Origin of the sequence: Reichenbachiella sp., from assembly GCF_033344935.1 — a bacterium.
Taxonomy (GTDB): Bacteria; Bacteroidota; Bacteroidia; order Cytophagales; family Cyclobacteriaceae; genus Reichenbachiella.
Genome location: NZ_JAWPMM010000001.1, coordinates 4,402,137 through 4,422,433 on the forward strand (window position 1 = coordinate 4,402,137; position 20,297 = coordinate 4,422,433).

The following is a 20,297-nucleotide window of genomic DNA, read 5'->3' on the forward strand; positions in this document are numbered from 1 at the left end:
TTACAAAACCAATCCCACTCCAAACAACAACACATACAATAAGGTACTCAAGGCCAATTGCTTTAAATAGGGATCAAGCGCCGCGGCAGAAGTTTTGGTCTTTACTGCTACGCCATTTTTAATAATTAAGGGAAATGCCAACACAAACAAATAGGAGGTCCAACCTGAGGCATTTAGCATAATAAACACGACACTCGAAAGCATCGCAAGACCCAAGAGCACAAAATGGTACACAACTGCCTTGTCTCTACCAATACGAACGGGTATAGATATCTTCCCTGCTTTCTCATCGGACTCAATGTCTCGGATGTTATTCACATTGAGCACACCTGTAGCCAGCAAGCCGCAACTCAGCGCAGGCAGTAAAACATTCCAATCCAATGTTTTTGCCTGAAGAAAATAGGAACCAAAAACACCGACCAATCCAAAAAATATCAACACTGAAATATCTCCAAGCCCTCGGTACCCATAAGGATTGCTACCAGCTGTATAGGTGATGGCCGCATAAATAGCCAAAAGTCCTAGCACCAGAAACACAGTTATTAACATCCACTGATCAGCAAAAGCCATGGCCAATAAAGAAATACCAGAGATCAGTGACAAGCTTGCAAAAACAATAATCGCCGTTTTCATTTGTCCTTTCGAAATGGCGCCCGTTTGCACGGCTCGAGATGGCCCTTCCCTTTCTGCGCTATCCGCTCCATGAATCGAGTCTCCATAGTCGTTGGCCAAATTGGATAGGATTTGTAGAAAGATGGTGGTAGATACTGCCAGCCCTAAAATCCCCCAATTGAACGCACCTTGCCATTTCGCCAGAAAGTTGCCCATAAAAATACTGGACAGCGCCAACGGCAATGTTCTAAGTCGGAAGGCTTGCAGCCAATGTTTTATTTTAGAATTGGTCATTATTCAATTTTAATCTTTCAATCAAAACCAGTCATTTCGTAGCCTTGGCAAAGAAATTTTCTCAGAATCCTGCAGCTATTCGAAGTATTAGCAGGCATCCGCTAACAAGATTTCTCCAGTCGTTCCTCCTTGCGAAATGACAGATTCTAATTTACATTCTATCTGGAACGTGGATACCTAACAGCGTCATGCCGAACTTGATGTTTTTAGCCACTTGACCAGAAAGTGCAACTCGCGCCGCTGTAACCGCTTCTTCTTGCTCTCCGAAGATGGCAAACTCAGCATAGAACTTATTGTACTCTTTCGCCAAGTCATACACATACTGTGCGATTACCGAAGGAAGGTAATCTTCTGCAGCCAGCTTGATTTTGTTCGGCAGTTCGGATATTTGATAAATCAGATCACATTCGGTTTGACTCAATTGCACATCCGGATTGATTTTCAACACTTTAGTTTCAATACCCAACTCTTCTGCTCTTCTAAGAATAGCAGAAATTCTTGCATGTGTGTATTGAATGAAAGGACCTGTATTTCCGTGGAATTCGATCGACTCTTGCGGATCAAACAACATACGCTTCTTTGGATCCACTTTGAGCAAGAAATATTTCAATGCACCCAGACCAATTGTATCATAAAGCTCTTTGGCCTGTACGTCCGTAAAGCCATCGATCTTTCCTAATTCTTTGGTGTGATGTTCAGCCGTGCTGATCATTTCGTTCATCAAGTCATCCGCATCTACAACAGTACCCTCCCGAGATTTCATTTTGCCTGAAGGCAAATCGACCATGCCGTAAGACAAGTGATAACACTCCTCTGCCCACTTATAGCCGAGCTTCTTGAGAATCAAGAAAAGCACTTTGAAGTGATAGTCTTGCTCGTTTCCTACTGTATAGACTTGTTTGATCAGTCCTGGATATTCTTTGAATCTTTGGATGGCTGTACCAATGTCCTGCGTCATATAGACTGCAGTACCATCCGATCGCTGAACAATTTTTTGATCCAATCCTTCTTCTGTGAGATCGACCCAAACAGACCCATCATCTTTGGAGAAGAAATGACCAGCTTTCAAGCCTTCAGCCACTTGCTCTTTGCCAAGCAAATAAGTATTTGACTCGTAATAGAGCTTATCGAAATCGACACCCATTTGTGTGTATGTCGCATCAAAACCTTCATACACCCAACCGTTCATTTTTTCCCAGAGTGCGTAAGTTTCTGGTTCTTTCGCCTCCCATTTTCGGAGTAAGTCTTGCGCTTCTAACAGAATCGGAGCTTCTTTCTCCGCTTCTTCTTTAGATTTTCCAGCTTCTACCAATTGAGCGATCTCTACCTTATAGGCCTTATCAAACTCGACATAGTATTTCCCAACGAGTTTATCGCCTTTCAGTCCAGAGGACTGTGGTGTTTCTTCATTTCCAAATTTCTGCCACGCCACCATTGACTTACAGATATGAATCCCTCGGTCGTTGATGATCTGAACTTTGACCACATCATAACCAAAGGCATCATAGATTTTTGAAACCGAATAGCCTAAGAAGATATTTCTCAAATGGCCCAAGTGTAAGGGCTTGTTTGTGTTTGGTGAAGAATACTCTACCATCACTGTCTCACCTTTGCGATCGTGAGCGCCGAAGTTTGATTGAGCAGCAATGTCATTGAACAGATTGGTCCAAATGGATTTTGACAATTCTAAGTTCAAAAACCCTTTAACCACATTGTATCCCTCGACTACAGCACTATTATCTTTCAAATAAGTCCCCAGATCCTCGCCAGTTTCCATGGGATTCTTTTTTGAAATTTTCCCGTAAGGAAAAGTCACGAAAGTATAAGTCCCCTCAAATTCTTTTCGGGTAGGCTGCAAGCCTAAGTCTGAAGCTGACACTTCGTGATCATAAAGAGACTTGAGTCCCTCGGCTATTCCTTGCTGTAGTTGTGATACAATATCCATTCTTTCTTACTTCTTGGGCAGAAAAACTTCCGCCATCATACATCGTGCGCTTCCGCCTCCCAGTGCCTCGATGGTATCGAGCGAACTGGAAACGATGTCCTTATTATATTTTAAAATCTTAGTTTTCTGATCTTCCTCCAATGAATCATAGGCAGCTGCAGACATAACCATCAATCGATCTCCCGATTTGTTTTCTACCTGAAGCATATTTCCAGCAAAGTGTGCTTTCTGATTTTCAGAAATTTCAATCACCTCTTTACCAGAATTTTCCAGCGAATCTACTACCATTTTTCTTTCTGCCGGATTATCTATGGTATCCAAACAGATCACCGCAAACTCATGACCTAAAGCCATCATCACGTTGGTATGATAGATAGGGAGTCTCTTCCCGTTCACATCCTGATTCGCTACAAAAGACACCACCTTGTATCCAAAGGCACTTTCGAAATCTTTGATCACATCCGGATGGGTTCTCTCAGATATAGCAGCATACGCGATTTGGTTGCCTCTATCCAATATCAAACTGCCTGTTCCTTCCAGAAATTTATTGGCTTCTTCTGCCCCAGATAGATCAATAATATTAGTGATCTGATAACCAAAAGCATCTAGGTCATCAATAATGTCTTGACGTCGTTCCAATCGCCTATTTTCGGCATACATCGGATATAGACCAATCACGCCGTCGTCGTGAAACGAAATCCAGTTGTTTGGGAAAATGGAATCCGGTGTACTTGGCTCAGGCGTATCTTTCACCACCAAAACTTCGACCTCATGGTCGCGTAGTTTTTGAACAAATCCATCGAATTCGGCCAGTGCTCTTTCCTGAACATTTTCAGGCGTAATTCCTTCGAGTGCTTTTTGGTAGTAATTATTGACGGCCGTTTGCTCATTGAGTCTAAACTGAACCGGTCGGATCATCATGATTGTAGATGTTGTATTTACTCCCATATCAATAAGCTCTTTCGAGTGGTAAAGTAGAACATCTTAATAATCCTTCCATTTTTGCAGTTTCGCTATATGGTACTCTTTCTACAGTAAAGCCTCTTCTTTCCAGTTCCTCATTCAATCGTGTGAAGCCTTGTTCACTAATGATTACTTCTGGCGAAATAGAAAACACATTAGAATTCATGTGATACATTTCATCTTTAGTGATTTCGATACAGTTTTCTTTGCCAAAATGGCTCACGAGCAAATCGTAATCTCTTTCGTTTTTGAAGCCACCTTTATATATGATGCATTGATCATTTCCAATAGGTTGAAAACAGCAATCCAAATGCAACGCATTCTCTTTAGGTTCGGTATCAGATTTCTTGAGCTCAAAAGCATAAAATTCACAATTAGGAAATTGATCTCTCAAAAACTCAACGCCCGCACGATTGGTTCTGCTGACCTGATATTTATTGTAATCTTCATCTTCTGAATAGCCGATGTATAGCTTCTCTTTCCAAGGCATCACATCGCCTCCTTCCGCATAAGCACCTTTAGGCATTCTAAGAATTTGTTCTGGGTTGATCTGATCTAGCAACTCATTGATGCCATCTTTTTCGCTCGCCCGATCATCAATAATATTTGGAACGATGAACTTGTCGCCTATTACGAAGCCAATATCTCTAGCAAACACCTGATTGGTATCAGGGAGTACCTTTGGCCGATAGACCTGAACTCCATGCTTTTTCAATGCATTTGCTACAGCTTCCATTTCTTTTATTATATCTTCCTCTTTTGGGAAGGTTCCATTCAGAATATGCTCCCTTGATTTTGGGTCATAAGCCTCTTCCAAGGCAGGTACTCCTCCAAAACTTTCGCCAGTGCCTAGTACAACCGACTTGAGCGGAGCAGTTTCATCTTTAATTAAAATATTAATCATCAAATTTGGGTTTTTGGGACGGCAAATTTAACAGTAATTTTAGCAAATACGATGGTGCGTATTAAACATAAATTTGCAGATATTTGCCCGTTTGTATAAGCTCTAATTTTATAACGCAGCGTTGATGAAAAAGTACCGTGATTTAATTGAACAAACCTTTTATTTTCCAACGGAGGAATTTGATGTAAAGAACAATCATTTGTCCTTCAATGGAGTGGATCTCATGGAGATCATCAAGGAGCACGGTACGCCGTTGAAACTTACATATCTGCCCAAAATTTCTCAGAATATCCAAAACGCAAAAAAGATATTTGCTGAAGCTATACAGAAAAAGAAGTATAACGGAAGTTATACTTATTGCTATTGCACAAAATCCAATCACTTTTCTTTCGTGATGGAAGAAGCGCTGAAAAACGATATTCATATTGAAACTTCGTCGGCTTATGACATATCTATTGTAGAGACTTTGTTTGAGCGAGGACTCATCACCAAAGACACCTACATCATATGTAATGGCTACAAGCGCCCACTTTATTTAAAGAAGATCGCGGAACTACTCAATGCTGGATTCAAAAATTGTTTGCCTATTCTGGACAATTTGATGGAACTCGACTATTACGAAGAGCATGTGAATGATCCATTCAAAATGGGTATGCGACTGGCTGCGGATGAAGAACCAAACTTTGAATTTTATACTTCCAGATTGGGCATTCGATATGGGGATGTGATTGATTATTATCAAAACAAAATCAAAGGCAAATCCAAAGGGCAGCTCAAGATGTTGCACTATTTTATCAATACCGGCATCAAAGACACAGCCTACTACTGGAGTGAGCTGAGCAGATTTGTTTATAAATATGCTGAACTCAAAAAAATATGCCCTGAATTAGAAGCCATAGATATTGGCGGTGGATTTCCAGTGAAGAACTCTTTGCATTTCGAATATGACTACAAGTACATGGCTGAGCAGATCATTGAAAACATTCAATGGATTTGCAAGAAAAACCATGTAGACGAACCAAATATATTTACTGAGTTTGGAAGCTATACGGTAGCTGAAAGTGGCGCTACGATATACTCTGTGCTAGATCAAAAACTACAGAATGATAAGGAACTTTGGTATATGATGGATGGGTCATTCATTACGCACATCCCTGACGTCTGGGGTCTTAACGCGAAGTTCATCATGCTCCCAATTAATCTCTGGAACAACCAATTCCACAGAGTGAATATTGGTGGGTTGACCTGCGATAGTATGGATTACTATGATTCTGAAGCACACATTGGCGAATTATTTATGCCTGTGATAGAAAAAGAGGAAACGATGTACTTTGGATTTTTCCATACCGGAGCCTATCAAGAGTCTTTAGGTGGATATGGAGGCATTCAGCATTGTTTGATTCCTGCCCCAAAACACATCTTGATTCAAAAAGATGAAAACGGCAAGGCATCTACTAGCGTATTTGCTGAGGAGCAATCGAGCGAACAAATGATGAAAATATTAGGTTATAAGTAAATTATCGTGCCTCAATTTTTCATAATTGAACAAACGCTAATAAAATTTCAATTTTTCTTCTAGTTTCGTAAAAAATTCAACAACCCTTGGAAAAAAGTCTTGTCATAATACCTACCTTCGATGAAAAAGAAAACATCGAAGGAATCATCAGAGCAGTTTTTGAACTAAAAGCTGAGTTCGATGTATTGGTAGTTGATGACAACTCTCCCGATGGCACTGCCTCCATTGTAAAAACGCTTCAAAAAGAGTTCGACAAGCTCCATTTGATGGAAAGAGAAGGAAAAGCCGGTCTAGGTACGGCCTACATTGCTGGTTTTCATTTCGCTTTAGATCATGGGTACGAATATATTTTTGAAATGGACGCTGACTTCTCTCACAATCCACAAGATTTGGTAAGGCTTAGAACGGCTTGCGAAAATGGAGCAGACTTATCCATAGGATCGCGATACATCTCGGGTGTGAATGTGGTCAACTGGCCCATGGATCGTGTACTGATGTCTTACTGCGCTAGTATCTATGTACAGTTCATAACAGGTATTCCGATAAAAGACACAACCGCTGGCTTCAAGTGCTATACACGTAAAGTACTAGAAACTATTGGACCCAATAATGTTCATTTCGTCGGATATGCCTTTCAAATTGAAATGAAATTCTTGGCCTGGAAATATGGATTCAACATTACCGAGGTTCCTATTATTTTTACAGACCGGACCAAAGGACAATCTAAAATGTCTCGAGGCATATTTAAAGAGGCTGTTTTTGGCGTGATTCAAATGAAAGTCAAGAGCCTATTTAAAAAGTATATCCCTGCTCAATAGCACATCAATAATATCTATCAATAGATTGCAAGAAATGATTCTTGTTTCAAGACTGTAGCATAATTTTTGACGTACTTAGAAGTACATAGAATCTAAAATATACAATCATGAAAGAGAATAAAATAATCATAGACAAGCTCAATAATCTATTAGCTGACTTTCAAATCTATTACCAAAATCTAAGAGGATTTCACTGGAATATTCAAGGAAAGGCATTTTTTGAATTACATATGAAATTCGAAGAGCTATATACTGATGCGGCCATGAAAGTTGATGAAATAGCCGAGCGAATCCTTACTGTAGGTGGTGTGCCTTTGCATGGATTTGAAGACTATTTGGCAACCGCCCAAATCAAACCCGTAAAAAATGTTCATGATGCGGAAACCGCTGTGAAAACTATAGTCTCTAATCTGGAACATATTGTTTCCGTAGAAAGATCACTCAAAGAATTGGCTGGAGAATCTGAGGATAGTGGAACAGAAGACCAAATGTCTGCACTGATTGAAGAACAAGAAAAAACACTTTGGATGTACAAGGCCTGGTTAAAATAATAATCCGGGCCGAATACACGAAAGAGGGATTAATCGATACGATTGACCCCTCTTTTTTTACATAAAAATATTGGTAAGATATTGATTTCGAATATCACGATAGATGTAAAAATCAGAATCGATCGTGGCTATTTCTTTTTGTTTCTTTTCCTCAGCAGCTATTACCAGTGAAGCGTCAGCCAAATCCATCGGAACATCATTAAATTTCTGAGTCAATTCCACTAGTCTACCCGCATGCTTTTCATTCAAGTCAAACAATCGCAATCCACCACGTTCTATCCATTGTAAAAAAGCCACTTGGGCTTTCGTGCTAAAATCGAGCATATGACTGACTTCAGTCACCACAGGCCAGGTGGTCCATAACTGTCCTTGAAACTCTCGTACAAAATCAAGTGCTTTTTCGTGATAACGATCCGATCGATCAAAGAGCGCAATCAGAGGACCTGCGTCAATGAGAATGCTTTTCATGTAGCTTTTCTCTAAGTTTAGATTTGTAATTGGACGAACGATCAGTATCCCCACTTTGACCAGCGCCAAAAAGATCCTCTCCTAATCCATAGGGCTGCTTGGTAGCTTTTTTTCGGCTAAAGTATAGCGCTAAAGCCTCTTTCACTACGTCTGTTTTAGACACGTTATTTAGCTCACTGTAGTCTTTGAGTATCTTCTCAGTATCCTTATCGAGTCTTACGTTCAACATGATATTTTCATTTGTATTACAAATGTAATACATCTTCATGAGATTTCAAATCATTCATCCCTAAGCACTTTTGAAGGGTTTGTATTCGCCGCTTGCCACGTTTGTGAGCCCACCACTAACAATCCGAGAAGTGCTACTATGACCACTCCAAAAAGCATAACTCCCACACCTATATCCACACGGAAGGCGATAAAATCCATCCAAAGATTATTGATAAACCAGGTAAGTGGTACACTGATAACAATTGCCAATAGAAGCAACTTTATAAATCCCTTAGAGAGAATAAATATCAACGCTTGATTGCTAGCCCCTAATACCTTTCTGATAGACACTTCTTTTAGTCTGCTCTGAGTACTAAAAACTACCATCCCCATAAGACCCAAGCACGCTATAATGATGGCTAAGAGGGAAATGAATGATATGATTTTAGTCAAATCACCGAACATAATATTGGCAAAAAAAGCGATCTCATCACTCAATAGTTTGGATTCCATCTTTAATTCTGGATTGACCTTATTCCACGCTGCTGTGATGCTACCCATCGCTTTCTCAAAGTCTGATGAATTAACTTTTACCTGCAAAATTCCAAATTCTTCAGGGTCATAAATTAATCCCAAGGGCTTAATTGATGATACCAATGTTTCGTGATTGTAATTTTTCAGCACCCCTATAACTTCATAATTCACCGAATCATCCAAAATCACGATCTGACCAACAGCATCTAGTGGATGAGGATAGCCAAATTTCTTAGACGCTTCTTCGTTAATTACCAGTTTTCGTTCTTTGACGCTTTCAGTAAAGGATTGGCCAGCCACAAGCGTTAATCCCATATTTTCAACATAGTCTTCATCCACCTCGAAGTAATTGAGCTCCTGCTCAACCTCATCAATTTTTATAGTCGTGGAACTACTTGTTCCGGCAGCTGGCGAAAACCCTGCCGCAGACACACTATGGATATTAGGATAGGTAAGCAACTCTGTCTTAAGCCTACTAGGATCTGTATTATTGAGTTGAACTACCACTATGTTCTCTGCATCAAATCCATAATCTGATTCAATCATATAATTCATTTGATTATGAATCAGTTTTACAGTGATTACCAAAAACAGTGACAGCCCAAATTGACCAACTATCAAAGCATTTCTTAATCCTAATTTTGAAAAAACTTTTACTCCTGATAAATTCTTCAGTGCCTGAAGTGCTTGTACCGAAGAATGGAAAAGGGCGGGGACAATTCCGGCAAACAATCCAACGACAATAGAAAACCCTAAACAAACCAGATAGACGTCTACAGATTGTTTCAAATCCCAATCTAACAACTGACTAAAGTTTAATTCAAGGAAAACGGGCTCCATCATTTGTACAATACCCAAAGACAACACAAAAGCTAGCACCGAAATGATTACAGACTCAGTGAGAAACTGCATTAATATTTGAAATCGAACGGCACCAAATACTTTTCGAATTCCTACTTCTTTGGCTCTATTCAGCGATCGAGCAATAGACAAGTTTGTATAATTGAAGCAAGAAGATATAATGATAACCAAAGCCATTCCAGACAAGAAATAAACAAAAATCATGGGGATTCCAGGGCCAATTTGATTGCCTACCAATGGCCCAGGGCTGATAGCTCTAATATTCTGAAGATAGAACTGGGTATCCATATCCTCCATTTCCCCATATTGCTCCTCACTGATTGTAGTTAGATTTTTTTCAATTGCTGCGGGAGTGGCTTCATCTTCAAGTCTAATGTAGGTCCATGTCCATGATCTATTGGTCCAGGCCGTCAAATGATCAGGCAGCACTTCTTTTTTGATGAGTGATTCCAAAGTAGACATGGATGCCAAACCATCAAACTTGATATGCGATTTCCCATCGACTCTTTTAAGTACACCGGTCACCTTGTAGCTACCCAGTTCACCAACAACTATGGTTTCTCCAACAGGATTCTCCTTGTTAAATAATTTTTCGGCTGTTTCTTTGGACAGCACCACTGAATAAGGTTCCAATAATGCCGTACTGGGATTTCCATATTGAAATTCGTACTGAAACATTTCAAAAAATGACGGATCAGCAAAGAATCCAGACAAAGGGATATTTACATCTTGCATCAATTTGACCCAGCCATTGCCAAAACCTCTTGTCAGCCTAGTGTAATCTGAGATGCCAGTATACCTATTTGTCAGCTCCTTTCCTACATCCATCGGACCCGTAGCCATACCTTCAATGATAGCATCTAGGTCATTTCGTGTATGATTAATCCGGTAGATATTCTCTGCATTAGAATTGAATCGATCATAACTAAACTGATCGGCCAGCAACATGATAATGATGAGGCAAATCGACAAGCTGAAAGAGAGCCCAAAAACATTGATGAATGAAAACAGTCTATGTTTTCTGATATTTCGAATCGAAATTTTTAGATAGTTGTAGAACATAATGATTTATTTGAGTTTGGTCATTGGACTACAACTAAACGGAAGTGGTTACAAACTAATCTGCATTTAATTTTTTCAATTCTTTGATGAGCTGCTTGGCAGTTTTGTATCCCACGATGGTTTCACTGTTGCTTTGGTCACTTGAAAGATAAATCATGGTAGGCAACCCGTTTATCCCAAAATGCTTTGCTAATTGCTTACCCGTATACACTTCTCCCTTAAATTTAATTGGTGTTGGGCTATCAAAATCTATTTTCACGGCATAAAATTGATCATTCAGCAAGTCGATTACATCTCCATCAGAAAACGTAGTTTTATCCATTTTTTTACACCATCCACACCACTTGGCAGTGAATTCAATAAAAATAGGCTTTGGATTTGTTTGAGACTGAAGTTGCGCAGACTCAAAGTCATTCCATTTAATCTCGTTTCCATTTCCTCGGCTTGCTTGAGTCTGAAAGGGTAGCAACCAAACAATGAGCAACAATAGTTTCCATGCTTTCATCATACAATGATATTGATATATATGCATAAACTCCAATTGCTGTATTTAGGTTCAACCGGTATCATACGGCAAATAATTAGTGATTGTAATTTTTATTTACTCTGATGCGTATTAATTTAACCTTCCAATAAGAGAGAAAGATGTACATCAACTTATCAGGCTTAAATATTTTAGTGACAGGTGCTAGCAAGGGCATCGGAAAGTCCATAGCATCCAAATTAGCTGAAGCAGGTGCCACCGTTGCTGTTCATTACAACAAAAACATGCGAGAAGCAGAAAACTTAGCGCATGTACTGGGCAACGAATCTCGTGCTTTTCAAGCCGACCTTTCCAAAAAAGATGAAGCTGCCAATCTATTTGACCGTGTAATACTTGAAATGGGAAGTATTGAAATTTTGGTCAACAATGCCGGCGTCGCTAAAGCGGCTGATATACAAGGAAAAGAATCTGATTGGATTAAATCCTGGAATGAAACTGTCCAAGTGAATCTCACCTCAGCAGGTATTCTTTGCAAAAAAACCGTTGAACATTTTCTCAAAAGAAATAGTGCAGGCAGAATAATCAACATTACCTCTAGAGCAGCCTATAGAGGAGATTCAGCAGAGTATATGGCCTATGCCGCTTCCAAAGCTGGATTGGTTTCACTCACTCAAACTATTGCCAGAGCTTATGGCAAAGATGGCATCAAGGCTTTCAACATTGCTCCCGGGTTTGTGAGAACTGACATGGCCAAAGAGGCTATGGAAAAATATGGGACAGAACATGTGACTGGAGATATTTCACTTGAGCGACTGACAGAGCCCAAAGACATTGCTCCGATGGTAACATTTCTAGCCAGTGGAATGGCGGACCATGCTACCGGAAGCACCATAGACATGAATGCTGCAAGTTATGTGCATTAATGCCTTCCCATAGCAATAATGAAGATCAGAATTATCACGAACATAAATACATAATAAAGTAAATCTGTTCTGAAGTAGTTCTTGTATTTCAAATAAAATTCTCTCCACTTTTTCATTCTGTACTATTTTGACTCTGAGTGCTAATATCCTAAGTTAACGGCTAAAATAATATCTATTTATCCAATCCCCATTATATGGGTCTTTCTTACCTTTGTGCAAATTCATTGAATACTAAAGAATAAACAATATGCCCAAAGGAATATACGCCGTACCTGTTCCAGAAAACGAGCCGGTACTATCATACGCCCCAGGAAGCCCAGAAAAAGCTGCATTGAAAGCTGAACTCAAGGCTATGCGAAACAAGGAAATCGACATACCGATGTACATCGGTAGCGAACTTGTTACTACTGACAAAAAAATGAGAATGGCACCTCCGCATGATCACAAGCATACGCTTGGTCATTTCAACTATGGAGACGCTTCTCATGTAGAGCAAGCGATAAACGCTGCCATGGGAGCCAAACAAGCCTGGGCTGAAATGTCATGGGAACACAGAGCAAGCATCTTTCTAAAAGCTGCCGAATTAGTGGCGGGACCTTACAGAGCAAAGATCAATGCCTCTACCATGTTGGCTCAGTCTAAGAGCCCCTTTCAGGCTGAAATCGATGCCGCTTGTGAATATATTGACTTTTTGAAGTTCAATGTGGATTTCATGACTCAAATCTATTCAGAGCAACCTGAATCAGCTCCTGGTATGTGGAATCGCTTAGAGCACCGACCTTTGGAAGGTTTCATTTTTGCATTGACTCCATTCAACTTTACTTCTATTGCGGGCAACTTGTGTGCTGCTCCCGCCATGATGGGAAACACCGTGGTATGGAAGCCGGCTGAAAGCCAGGTTTATTCTGCTCAAATTTTGATGGAGGTATTTAGGGAAGCAGGAGTTCCTGACGGCGTTATCAATTTGATTTACGTGGATGGACCTACGGCTGGAAACGTCATCTTTAACCACAAAGATTTTGGCGGATTACACTTTACGGGTAGTACAGGTGTTTTCCAACACTTATGGAAAACGATCGGTGAGAACATCAACAAGTACAAATCTTACCCAAGAATAGTTGGAGAAACTGGCGGTAAGGATTTCATTATTGCACATAAGTCGGCTGATGCCAAAGCACTTGCCACTGGTATTATTCGAGGCGCTTTCGAATTTCAAGGACAAAAATGTAGCGCAGCTTCAAGGGCTTACATTCCTGACAACCTATGGGATGAAGTAAAAGGATATTTACTGGAAGATCAAAAGTCTATCAAGATGGGATCACCAGAAGACTTTACCAATTTCTTCAATGCAGTAATTGATGAAAAATCTTTTGATAAGATTTCAAAATATATAGATGCTGCTAAAGATAGCAACATGGCGGAAGTGATTGCCGGAGGTGAATATGATAAATCCGAAGGATACTTCATTCAACCAACTATCATTGTAACTAAGGATCCAATGTTCACCACGATGTGTGAAGAAATTTTTGGACCGGTGATTACCATATATGTTTATCAGGCAGAAAGGTTTGAGGAAGCGCTCGAGCTTGTAGATAGTACTTCTCCTTATGCTTTGACAGGAGCGGTATTCTCACAAGATAGATATGCTATTGAATTGGCCACTAAGAAATTAGTGAATGCTGCGGGCAACTTCTATATCAATGACAAGCCGACAGGAGCTGTAGTTGGACAGCAGCCATTTGGTGGATCAAGAGCATCAGGAACTAACGATAAGGCTGGATCTATGATCAACTTATTGAGATGGGTATCTCCAAGGACAATTAAGGAAACGTTCAATCCTCCGAAGGATTACAGATATCCATTTATGGAAGAGGAGTAGGATTTGAAAAGATGAAATGAATTAAAAACCGCACAATAGTGCGGTTTTTTTATGCCTTGTTTTCTAGAAACTGCACCAGCTTAGCTACAGCGCGGCCACGATGAGAAATAGCATTTTTTTCTTCTGAAGACATTTCGGCGAAAGTCCGGTTGTAACCTTCTGGAATAAAAATTGGGTCATATCCGAACCCCTTTTCTCCTTTCAGTTCCGAGACAATGGCTCCATTTACTATCCCTTCAAATTGATAAGTCTCTCCTTCCAGATTTAATGTAATCATCGTGCGAAACCTTGCCGACTTATTTGAATGAGTTTCTAGTTTCTTGAGCAGTAGATTGATGTTTGCCAAATTGTCTCTTTCATTACCTGCATAGCGAGCAGAGTAAACTCCTGGCTCTCCATTGAGTGCTTCAACCTCGAGCCCTGTATCATCAGCAAAGCATGAAATACTATAGTTAGCTGTGACAAAATCAGCTTTAATCTTAGAGTTCTCAGAAAGTGTAGTTCCTGTTTCCGGTATTTCTTCGGTACAGCCTATTTCATTGAGCCCAACGATATCATAATCACTTATGATTTCATTGATCTCTCTAAGCTTATTCTCATTATGCGTGGCAAAACAAATTTTCAAGAAACTCTATTTAAGGGCGGATATTGACCAACTCAAATTCAAAAATCAATGGAGTGTTTGGCGGAATACCTTGATTGCCTTCAGCGTCTATACTACTGCCCACGGTTCCATACCCTACAGCCGACGGAATCATGATCAACCCTTTTGAGTTAAGTTCCATCTCCAGCATAAGATTCCTCAAACCACTTCTAAATCCTGTGATAAAACTGAAACTTATACCCGTTCCGTCCTCTTGATGATTGAAAGCCATAGGTACATATAGCCTATTCAAGGTAAAAACAGGATCACTAATCGCTCCATCCGAAGTATTGAGTGAGTCCAGGAGTTCTTCATAAGTTTTGTCTGATTTAGCCAGCAGGTCATCAAAAGATATACCATTTGCGACATAGTTGAGACTATCTGATTTCTTAGCCACTGCTGGATTAGTGGTATCAAATATTTGATTAGTTGTAAACTTTCCCACGTAGTGTACCGATACGATTTCGTTGAATTCAGGAACTCTAACACTTGTAGATGGATCCCAAACTACTCTTCGTACACCGTTATCCTGAATAACTACGTCATCAGCATTTATACCATTTTCTGCATCAGCAATGTAGGCATCAAATATTTCGCCTTCTGTTTCAGCTTGAGCCAATGAATCCAATCTCGCTTGTTCTTCTTCCTCTTCACCTTCAGCAGCATGATCCACACATCCACTAAAGTATACTAAGCCGCACAAAATTGTGACAAGCAAAATATGCTCCCTAAACTTCATTCCCATTTCACTAGTCAATTGCTAATAAATTAATATCAAATTTTAAATCCTCTTTGGGTGTAATAGGCCCAGATCCAGATTCCCCATATGCCAATTCCCAAGGAATATATAAAGTACCTGAACCTCCCTTCCTAAAATATTGAAGTCCCTCATTCCAACCTGCGATTATTCTATTATCCCCGATCCGAAAAACAAAAGCTTCATTTCGATCATAAGAAGAATCAAATTTGCTGTCATCCAAGTGATATCCTGAATAATGAACAGTAACTGTTTCTCCAAACTTCGCAAGATCTCCAGTTCCTTCTTTATTAATAATATAGATCAAACCAGAACTCGTAATTTGATAGTCTGATTCTGTAATATTATTTCGCTCAAAATACTGTTCGATAGTGGGATATGAAGATATGCTTGGGCTTTCATCGCATGATAAAAAACCCAAGCTCATCAAGCCCAGTAAAATAAATACTCTGGATTTCATTAAATTTTATTGTATGTCTACCAATTCAACATCAAACTTTAAGATAGAGTTCGCAGGAATACTTCCTGTTGCTCTTTCCCCATAAGCTAATGTACTTGGAATGTAAAGCGTTGCCTTAGCTCCTTTGTTAAGAAGAGCAATGCCTTCATCCCATCCCATGATCACTCGTCCTTGTCCTAAAACAAATCCGAAAGGCTGCCCCCTATCATAAGATGAATCAAATTTAGTTCCATCAAGCAATGTGCCATTGTAGTGCACAGAAACTTGTTTGCCAGCTATTGCATTGTCTCCTTCACCTTCTTGAGTGATTACATATCTCAAGCCTGATTCCGTCGTTTGTGCAGTAATATTGTTTTCAGCTAGAAAAGCATCAATAGTCTCTCCATCTTTTTTGATAATTTCAGCAGATTCTTCCAATTTTTTAGCTTGTGCAGCTGCCATCTCTTCTTTTCTTTTGGCCTGAGCTTTTTCATACTCCTCTTTTTGGAATGCCTGAAACTCTTCAGTTGTCATCATAGAAACAACTTTGGCATAAAAAGTCATGTTGCCAGCCGTATCCAAACTATCAGGAATGGCAGTTTTGAAAGTGTTTTCAAATAGGTCCTTTGTAGTGACTTCAAAAGTGGCACTATCTCCTACATTCAGGATTTCAAGCGCCTCGTACATAGTACCGCTTGTTGACCAAACTTCTTTGATATATTGAAGTGGAACGGGTGCTCCTGCCTTTTCAGAACTCCATTGCTCGTTTCCATTTCCGTTTAAGTATTTCATATTCAGCCTTAGAATGGTGCTGTCTACAAGTGCAGTTCCTTCACCTTTTTCAATGACCTTTACTTTAATACCTGACTTGGTTGTTCTTTCTTCGCTACATGCAATAGATAGAATTGATATGGCCAATACGGCCAAAAGCGCGTTATACTTCATAATTTAATTCCTTAGTCTGTTTTAATACAAGTTCTCTAAATAGTTTGATGGTATCTTCCAAGCTTTCCTTGGTAGCGCCACCCGCAGCATTCTTATGTCCGCCGCCATTAAAATATTTTCTACATAATTCATTCACCGGAATATCTCCAAATGACCTGAATGATATCTTTACTACATCAGGGTCTTCAATAAATATCGCTGATACGTTTATTCCCTCTATAGCCAAACCATAATTAACTAATCCTTCTGTATCTCCGGTTTGGTATTTGAATCTCTTTTTATCCTCCTGGGTCAAATAAAAGTAAGCCACATTCGTCCCTTCAATTATTTCTAGTCTTTCATTCAATGCGAAACCAAGCAATCTCATTCTGTCCAATGAGTTGCTGTCATAGATTTTATGACTGACTTTGGATACATCTGCACCTAATTCCATCAAATTAGCTACTATATTATGTACATGTGGCGTAGTTGACGGATGCTTGAAATTACCAGTATCAGTCATCAGACCAGCATACAGTGCCTCAGCCATACCTTTGGTCAATTTTTCTGTATCACCCAGCATTTCGATCAAGTCATAGACCAACTCAGCTGTAGCTGCCGCCTCGGTACTCCAAAGGACGTACTTGGCAAAAGTCTCAGGATTAAGGTGATGATCAATTAAAACCTTTTCCGCATCAGAATCAGCAACCATCTGGCCTAACTCGCCAATTCTGTTTAGACTTGAAAAATCCAAACAAAAAATCAAATCAGCATTTTCAACTAGATATTGAGCCTTTTCTTCATTCCCTTCAAATATCAACACATCGTCATTCCCTTCCATCCAATCAAGGAATTTCGGATAGTCCGTTGGAGTAATGACACAGACCTGATGGCCTTGCTTCAGTAAATATCCCGCAAGTCCCAAAGAAGATCCTAATGCATCCGCGTCAGGTTTGATATGGGTGGTGATTACTATTCGCTTAGGAAGCTCTAGTAACTCTTTAAATGCTGCTAAGTTTTGCATCGATGATGTAAAAAGAAGATGCAAAAGTGGTGAAATTAATCCGAAATGCAAAAGACCGGTGATACTACAAATTACGATAAGTCAGGAATTCTTTTGATCATCAAAAATTAGCCCTAATTTTGCGGGATTTTTAGAACAAATAAGACTTAAGTTTAAATGGCTAATAACAAAACATTCACCATGATCAAGCCTGACGCATTCAGTGCAGGCAATGCAGGTGCGATCACCAAAATGATAGAGGAAGCAGGTTTTTCGATCAAAGCAATGAAGTTGACAAAACTTACTGCTGAAACCGCTGGAAAATTTTACGCAGTGCACAGTGAAAGACCATTCTACAATGATCTTTGTGCCTATATGTCTTCTGGAGCTATCATCGCGATGATTCTTGAAAAAGACAATGCAGTAGAAGATTTCAGAAAATTGATCGGTGCTACCAATCCAGCAGAAGCGGCAGAAGGCACTATTAGAAAAATATTTGCTAAATCAATTGAAGCGAATGCCGTGCATGGGTCTGACTCAGACGAAAATGCAGCGATTGAAGGTTCTTTCTTTTTCTCTGAACTAGAGAAAATTTAATTACCTCTCAAATAGGAGAATATATTATCCCGTTCAGGTGAAAATCTGGGCGGGATTTTTTTATTTCTTGAAAAACTTGCTTCGAACCCATCGAGGTAGAAATATGGCACCGAGCAAAAGGTAAGGGTAATAAGACATCAATCGCCAGAATATACTCGACACGAAAGTGTAGCTATCCAAATATTCATTAAAGAATTGATTAAAAAAGAACTCTGCCGTACCCGAACTGCCTGGAGTAGGAGAAATCAACATCACAATCCACATGATGATCTGCCGGCTAAAAATAACCATGTGCTCAGGAATTGTAATCTCGGTATATGCAGAAACTAAACTGTTGAGCATTAAATATCTTGCACACCAAATAAAAATAGTAGCCAATGATATTTTAATCCAGTACTGAGCCATTTTTCCCTTGATCTCACTGGAGGCTATAATAATCTCATCGCCGTATTGGTTGGCTTTCACCTTCCATCTTTTCAACCATTTCATGGAAGTCATCTTCAGCAGAAACCACTTAAATGCTCTGGGCTTTGCAAAGAGGCCGTATGACATCACCAATGTATAAACCGCTATCAGCCCATAGCTCAAAAAGAAGAAAAATTGTAAACTGCTACCAATTTGCAAATCGAATGTTTCTACTGAAGGAAATATGACTCCTTTTGTAAGTAGCATAACAATGGGGGCGGCAACCACAAAGAACAGGTTGTCCAATATTGCCGTTAACATCACATAAGCCAAGGACTTTCCGAAATTAATGCCTTCGTAGGTAAGAATAAAAACAGCTACAGCTGTCCCTCCTACCACAGATGGCGTAACTGCTGATGCAAACTCCCAGAGTATGATCACCACAATACTACTTTTCCAAGTCAGTTCCTGGTTTGTCAAGGTTCTAATTCTGTAAGCATATCCTGCATCTCTTGCTAATAGCACCAAAAAAGCCACAAAAACAGATGACCACTTGGCATCAAAAATCAACTTTAGATTATCCGAAGTAATGTTGTCGTCGAAATAAAATAAAAGAAATACAATGCCCAGTCCCAGTAGGATTGGCACCCAGATATTGTTAGGATTAAGGACTTTGAAGGCGTTCTTCTTACTGATCTCCATCAATCGGCCGCTACGGTCTCCGTTTTTTCTATCCAAAAATTATTGAACCCTTCACCTATAGTGATTTGAATTTGTTGCATTTGAAGCAACTCTAAGATGGCTAAGAAGTTAAAAATTACCACGATTTTTTCAGGCTTTTCGGCCATTACTTCGGTAAACGCCATGCGAGGAGTTTTATCCAACGAGAAAAGTATATGTTCCTTTTGGCCAGAAATGGTATATGGATATTGCACCACTTTGTGCTCTACCTTATTCTGTTCTGTCTCGTAGCGGTGAAGTACTTTTTTGTAGACTTTTAAAATCTTGAATAGATCCAGATTTTGCAACTCCGCCTCCACATTTGACACCTCAGAAAGTGCGCGAATTTCCTTAGCTAAATTTCCACGCTTTTCTCTATCTAATCGATCAGACTCTAGTTGCACTAGCTCAGCAATCACCGATTTGTATCGCTTGTATTCCAGTAAGTGCCTAACCAATTCTTCTCTAGGATCAATTTCATTGCCCTCTTCATCCAAAACAGGTCTGGGCAAAAGCATTTTCGACTTGATCCGCATGAGCGTAGATGCCACCAAAATAAACTCACTGGCCACTTCTACATTCATCTTTTCCAGATGCTTGATGTAGTCTAAAAAATCGTTGGTGATTTTTGAAATTGGAATATCGTAGATATCAAGCTCATCTCTTTGAATAAAAAAGAGTAGTAGGTCGAAAGGACCTTCGAATAACGGTAGCTTGACTTCAAATTTCAACAGTAATACATTTTGTCAGTTTCAAAGGTATCACGATTACTTGATTTGAAAAAG

General features: G+C 39.6%; 21 protein-coding genes. 6 read left to right on the forward strand and 15 right to left on the reverse strand.

Annotation, left to right across the window (positions count from 1 at the left end; translation table 11 throughout):
* From R8N23_RS18860 to R8N23_RS18875, 4 genes are all read right to left on the reverse strand, one after another.
* The gene (locus R8N23_RS18860) at window positions 1–906 is read right to left on the reverse strand and encodes a 1,4-dihydroxy-2-naphthoate polyprenyltransferase (RefSeq protein ID WP_318173160.1); all 906 of its coding nucleotides are present in this window, start codon (window positions 904–906) and stop codon (window positions 1–3) included.
* Between the two features lie 151 nt (window positions 907–1,057).
* The gene (argS, locus tag R8N23_RS18865; RefSeq protein WP_318173161.1) at window positions 1,058–2,851 is read right to left on the reverse strand and encodes an arginine--tRNA ligase; all 1,794 of its coding nucleotides are present in this window, start codon (window positions 2,849–2,851) and stop codon (window positions 1,058–1,060) included.
* 6 nt (window positions 2,852–2,857) lie between these two features.
* The gene (ctlX, locus tag R8N23_RS18870; RefSeq protein ID WP_318173162.1) at window positions 2,858–3,799 is read right to left on the reverse strand and encodes a citrulline utilization hydrolase CtlX; all 942 of its coding nucleotides are present in this window, start codon (window positions 3,797–3,799) and stop codon (window positions 2,858–2,860) included.
* A gap of 1 nt (window position 3,800) precedes the next feature.
* Complete coding sequence (locus tag R8N23_RS18875; RefSeq protein WP_318173163.1) at window positions 3,801–4,718, reverse strand: dimethylarginine dimethylaminohydrolase family protein; 918 nt, start codon at window positions 4,716–4,718, stop codon at window positions 3,801–3,803.
* A gap of 124 nt (window positions 4,719–4,842) precedes the next feature.
* Between R8N23_RS18875 and R8N23_RS18880 the strand changes: the two genes are divergently transcribed.
* From R8N23_RS18880 to R8N23_RS18890, 3 genes are all read left to right on the forward strand, one after another.
* Window positions 4,843–6,234 (forward strand): arginine decarboxylase, encoded by a 1,392-nt coding sequence (locus R8N23_RS18880; RefSeq protein ID WP_318173164.1) that lies wholly within the window; start codon window positions 4,843–4,845, stop codon window positions 6,232–6,234.
* A gap of 86 nt (window positions 6,235–6,320) precedes the next feature.
* Window positions 6,321–7,052 (forward strand): polyprenol monophosphomannose synthase, encoded by a 732-nt coding sequence (locus R8N23_RS18885; RefSeq protein WP_318173165.1) that lies wholly within the window; start codon window positions 6,321–6,323, stop codon window positions 7,050–7,052.
* Between the two features lie 107 nt (window positions 7,053–7,159).
* Window positions 7,160–7,603: a Dps family protein gene (locus R8N23_RS18890; protein ID WP_318173166.1), complete on the forward strand. Its 444-nt coding sequence runs from the start codon at window positions 7,160–7,162 to the stop codon at window positions 7,601–7,603.
* Window positions 7,604–7,660: 57 nt separating this feature from the next.
* On the opposite strand, the gene R8N23_RS18895 is transcribed toward R8N23_RS18890, so the two are convergent.
* The 4 genes from R8N23_RS18895 to R8N23_RS18910 are packed head-to-tail and all read right to left on the reverse strand — an operon-like array spanning window position 7,661 to window position 11,246.
* Complete coding sequence (locus tag R8N23_RS18895) at window positions 7,661–8,071, reverse strand: type II toxin-antitoxin system VapC family toxin (protein WP_318173167.1); 411 nt, start codon at window positions 8,069–8,071, stop codon at window positions 7,661–7,663.
* The gene (locus R8N23_RS18900) at window positions 8,052–8,300 is read right to left on the reverse strand and encodes a hypothetical protein (protein WP_318173168.1); all 249 of its coding nucleotides are present in this window, start codon (window positions 8,298–8,300) and stop codon (window positions 8,052–8,054) included. The genes R8N23_RS18895 and R8N23_RS18900 overlap by 20 nt, the downstream gene beginning before the upstream one ends.
* 50 nt (window positions 8,301–8,350) lie before the next feature.
* The gene (locus R8N23_RS18905) at window positions 8,351–10,738 is read right to left on the reverse strand and encodes an ABC transporter permease (RefSeq protein WP_318173169.1); all 2,388 of its coding nucleotides are present in this window, start codon (window positions 10,736–10,738) and stop codon (window positions 8,351–8,353) included.
* Between the two features lie 55 nt (window positions 10,739–10,793).
* On the reverse strand, window positions 10,794–11,246 hold the full coding sequence (locus R8N23_RS18910; protein ID WP_318173170.1) for a thioredoxin family protein: 453 nt from the start codon (window positions 11,244–11,246) through the stop codon (window positions 10,794–10,796).
* Between the two features lie 137 nt (window positions 11,247–11,383).
* On the opposite strand from R8N23_RS18910, the gene R8N23_RS18915 reads away from it, so the two are divergent.
* Both R8N23_RS18915 and pruA read left to right on the forward strand, forming a co-directional pair.
* Window positions 11,384–12,145, forward strand: a complete 762-nt coding sequence (locus R8N23_RS18915) for an SDR family oxidoreductase (protein ID WP_318173171.1) — start codon at window positions 11,384–11,386, stop codon at window positions 12,143–12,145.
* 247 nt (window positions 12,146–12,392) lie between these two features.
* Window positions 12,393–14,024 carry an L-glutamate gamma-semialdehyde dehydrogenase gene (gene pruA, locus R8N23_RS18920; RefSeq protein ID WP_318173172.1) on the forward strand — a complete coding sequence of 544 codons (1,632 nt, stop codon included), beginning with the start codon at window positions 12,393–12,395 and terminating at the stop codon, window positions 14,022–14,024.
* A 49-nt stretch (window positions 14,025–14,073) separates the two neighbouring features.
* On the opposite strand, the gene R8N23_RS18925 is transcribed toward pruA, so the two are convergent.
* Genes R8N23_RS18925 through R8N23_RS18945 form a run of 5 tightly spaced genes read right to left on the reverse strand, consistent with a single transcriptional unit; the run spans window position 14,074 to window position 17,811 of the window.
* Entirely contained in the window at window positions 14,074–14,649 is a 576-nt protein-coding gene (locus tag R8N23_RS18925) for a non-canonical purine NTP diphosphatase (RefSeq protein WP_318173173.1), read from the reverse strand.
* 10 nt (window positions 14,650–14,659) lie between these two features.
* Window positions 14,660–15,424, reverse strand: a complete 765-nt coding sequence (locus R8N23_RS18930; protein WP_318173174.1) for an FKBP-type peptidyl-prolyl cis-trans isomerase — start codon at window positions 15,422–15,424, stop codon at window positions 14,660–14,662.
* Window positions 15,417–15,884 (reverse strand): FKBP-type peptidyl-prolyl cis-trans isomerase, encoded by a 468-nt coding sequence (locus R8N23_RS18935; protein WP_318173175.1) that lies wholly within the window; start codon window positions 15,882–15,884, stop codon window positions 15,417–15,419. The genes R8N23_RS18930 and R8N23_RS18935 overlap by 8 nt, the downstream gene beginning before the upstream one ends.
* Window positions 15,885–15,890: 6 nt before the next feature.
* On the reverse strand, window positions 15,891–16,808 hold the full coding sequence (locus R8N23_RS18940; protein WP_318173176.1) for an FKBP-type peptidyl-prolyl cis-trans isomerase: 918 nt from the start codon (window positions 16,806–16,808) through the stop codon (window positions 15,891–15,893).
* Window positions 16,798–17,811 (reverse strand): bifunctional oligoribonuclease/PAP phosphatase NrnA, encoded by a 1,014-nt coding sequence (locus R8N23_RS18945; protein ID WP_318173177.1) that lies wholly within the window; start codon window positions 17,809–17,811, stop codon window positions 16,798–16,800. The genes R8N23_RS18940 and R8N23_RS18945 overlap by 11 nt, the downstream gene beginning before the upstream one ends.
* A gap of 156 nt (window positions 17,812–17,967) precedes the next feature.
* Here R8N23_RS18945 and R8N23_RS18950 point away from each other — a divergent pair, with 156 nt between their 5' ends.
* Window positions 17,968–18,387, forward strand: coding sequence for a nucleoside-diphosphate kinase (locus R8N23_RS18950; protein ID WP_318173178.1), 420 nt, complete (start codon window positions 17,968–17,970; stop codon window positions 18,385–18,387).
* A 60-nt stretch (window positions 18,388–18,447) separates the two neighbouring features.
* Here the strand turns inward: R8N23_RS18950 and R8N23_RS18955 are convergent, their stop codons facing one another.
* On the reverse strand, window positions 18,448–19,530 hold the full coding sequence (locus tag R8N23_RS18955) for a lysylphosphatidylglycerol synthase transmembrane domain-containing protein (RefSeq protein ID WP_318173179.1): 1,083 nt from the start codon (window positions 19,528–19,530) through the stop codon (window positions 18,448–18,450).
* On the reverse strand, window positions 19,494–20,243 hold the full coding sequence (locus R8N23_RS18960; protein ID WP_318173180.1) for a segregation and condensation protein A: 750 nt from the start codon (window positions 20,241–20,243) through the stop codon (window positions 19,494–19,496). Before R8N23_RS18960 ends, R8N23_RS18955 begins: the two co-directional genes overlap by 37 nt.
* Window positions 20,244–20,297: the final 54 nt, after the last annotated feature.

What these genes read in the sequence shown, in the direction of transcription:
- R8N23_RS18860 (WP_318173160.1), bottom strand. Translation starts at nt 906, where the DNA reads ATGACCAATTCTAAAATAAAACATTGGCTGCAAGCCTTCCGACTTAGA.
- argS (WP_318173161.1), bottom strand. Translation starts at nt 2,851, where the DNA reads ATGGATATTGTATCACAACTACAGCAAGGAATAGCCGAGGGACTCAAG.
- ctlX (WP_318173162.1), bottom strand. Translation starts at nt 3,799, where the DNA reads ATGGGAGTAAATACAACATCTACAATCATGATGATCCGACCGGTTCAG.
- R8N23_RS18875 (WP_318173163.1), bottom strand. Translation starts at nt 4,718, where the DNA reads ATGATTAATATTTTAATTAAAGATGAAACTGCTCCGCTCAAGTCGGTT.
- R8N23_RS18880 (WP_318173164.1), top strand. Translation starts at nt 4,843, where the DNA reads ATGAAAAAGTACCGTGATTTAATTGAACAAACCTTTTATTTTCCAACG.
- R8N23_RS18890 (WP_318173166.1), top strand. Translation starts at nt 7,160, where the DNA reads ATGAAAGAGAATAAAATAATCATAGACAAGCTCAATAATCTATTAGCT.
- R8N23_RS18895 (WP_318173167.1), bottom strand. Translation starts at nt 8,071, where the DNA reads ATGAAAAGCATTCTCATTGACGCAGGTCCTCTGATTGCGCTCTTTGAT.
- R8N23_RS18900 (WP_318173168.1), bottom strand. Translation starts at nt 8,300, where the DNA reads ATGTTGAACGTAAGACTCGATAAGGATACTGAGAAGATACTCAAAGAC.
- R8N23_RS18905 (WP_318173169.1), bottom strand. Translation starts at nt 10,738, where the DNA reads ATGTTCTACAACTATCTAAAAATTTCGATTCGAAATATCAGAAAACAT.
- R8N23_RS18910 (WP_318173170.1), bottom strand. Translation starts at nt 11,246, where the DNA reads ATGATGAAAGCATGGAAACTATTGTTGCTCATTGTTTGGTTGCTACCC.
- R8N23_RS18915 (WP_318173171.1), top strand. Translation starts at nt 11,384, where the DNA reads ATGTACATCAACTTATCAGGCTTAAATATTTTAGTGACAGGTGCTAGC.
- pruA (WP_318173172.1), top strand. Translation starts at nt 12,393, where the DNA reads ATGCCCAAAGGAATATACGCCGTACCTGTTCCAGAAAACGAGCCGGTA.
- R8N23_RS18935 (WP_318173175.1), bottom strand. Translation starts at nt 15,884, where the DNA reads ATGAAATCCAGAGTATTTATTTTACTGGGCTTGATGAGCTTGGGTTTT.
- R8N23_RS18940 (WP_318173176.1), bottom strand. Translation starts at nt 16,808, where the DNA reads ATGAAGTATAACGCGCTTTTGGCCGTATTGGCCATATCAATTCTATCT.
- R8N23_RS18945 (WP_318173177.1), bottom strand. Translation starts at nt 17,811, where the DNA reads ATGCAAAACTTAGCAGCATTTAAAGAGTTACTAGAGCTTCCTAAGCGA.
- R8N23_RS18950 (WP_318173178.1), top strand. Translation starts at nt 17,968, where the DNA reads ATGGCTAATAACAAAACATTCACCATGATCAAGCCTGACGCATTCAGT.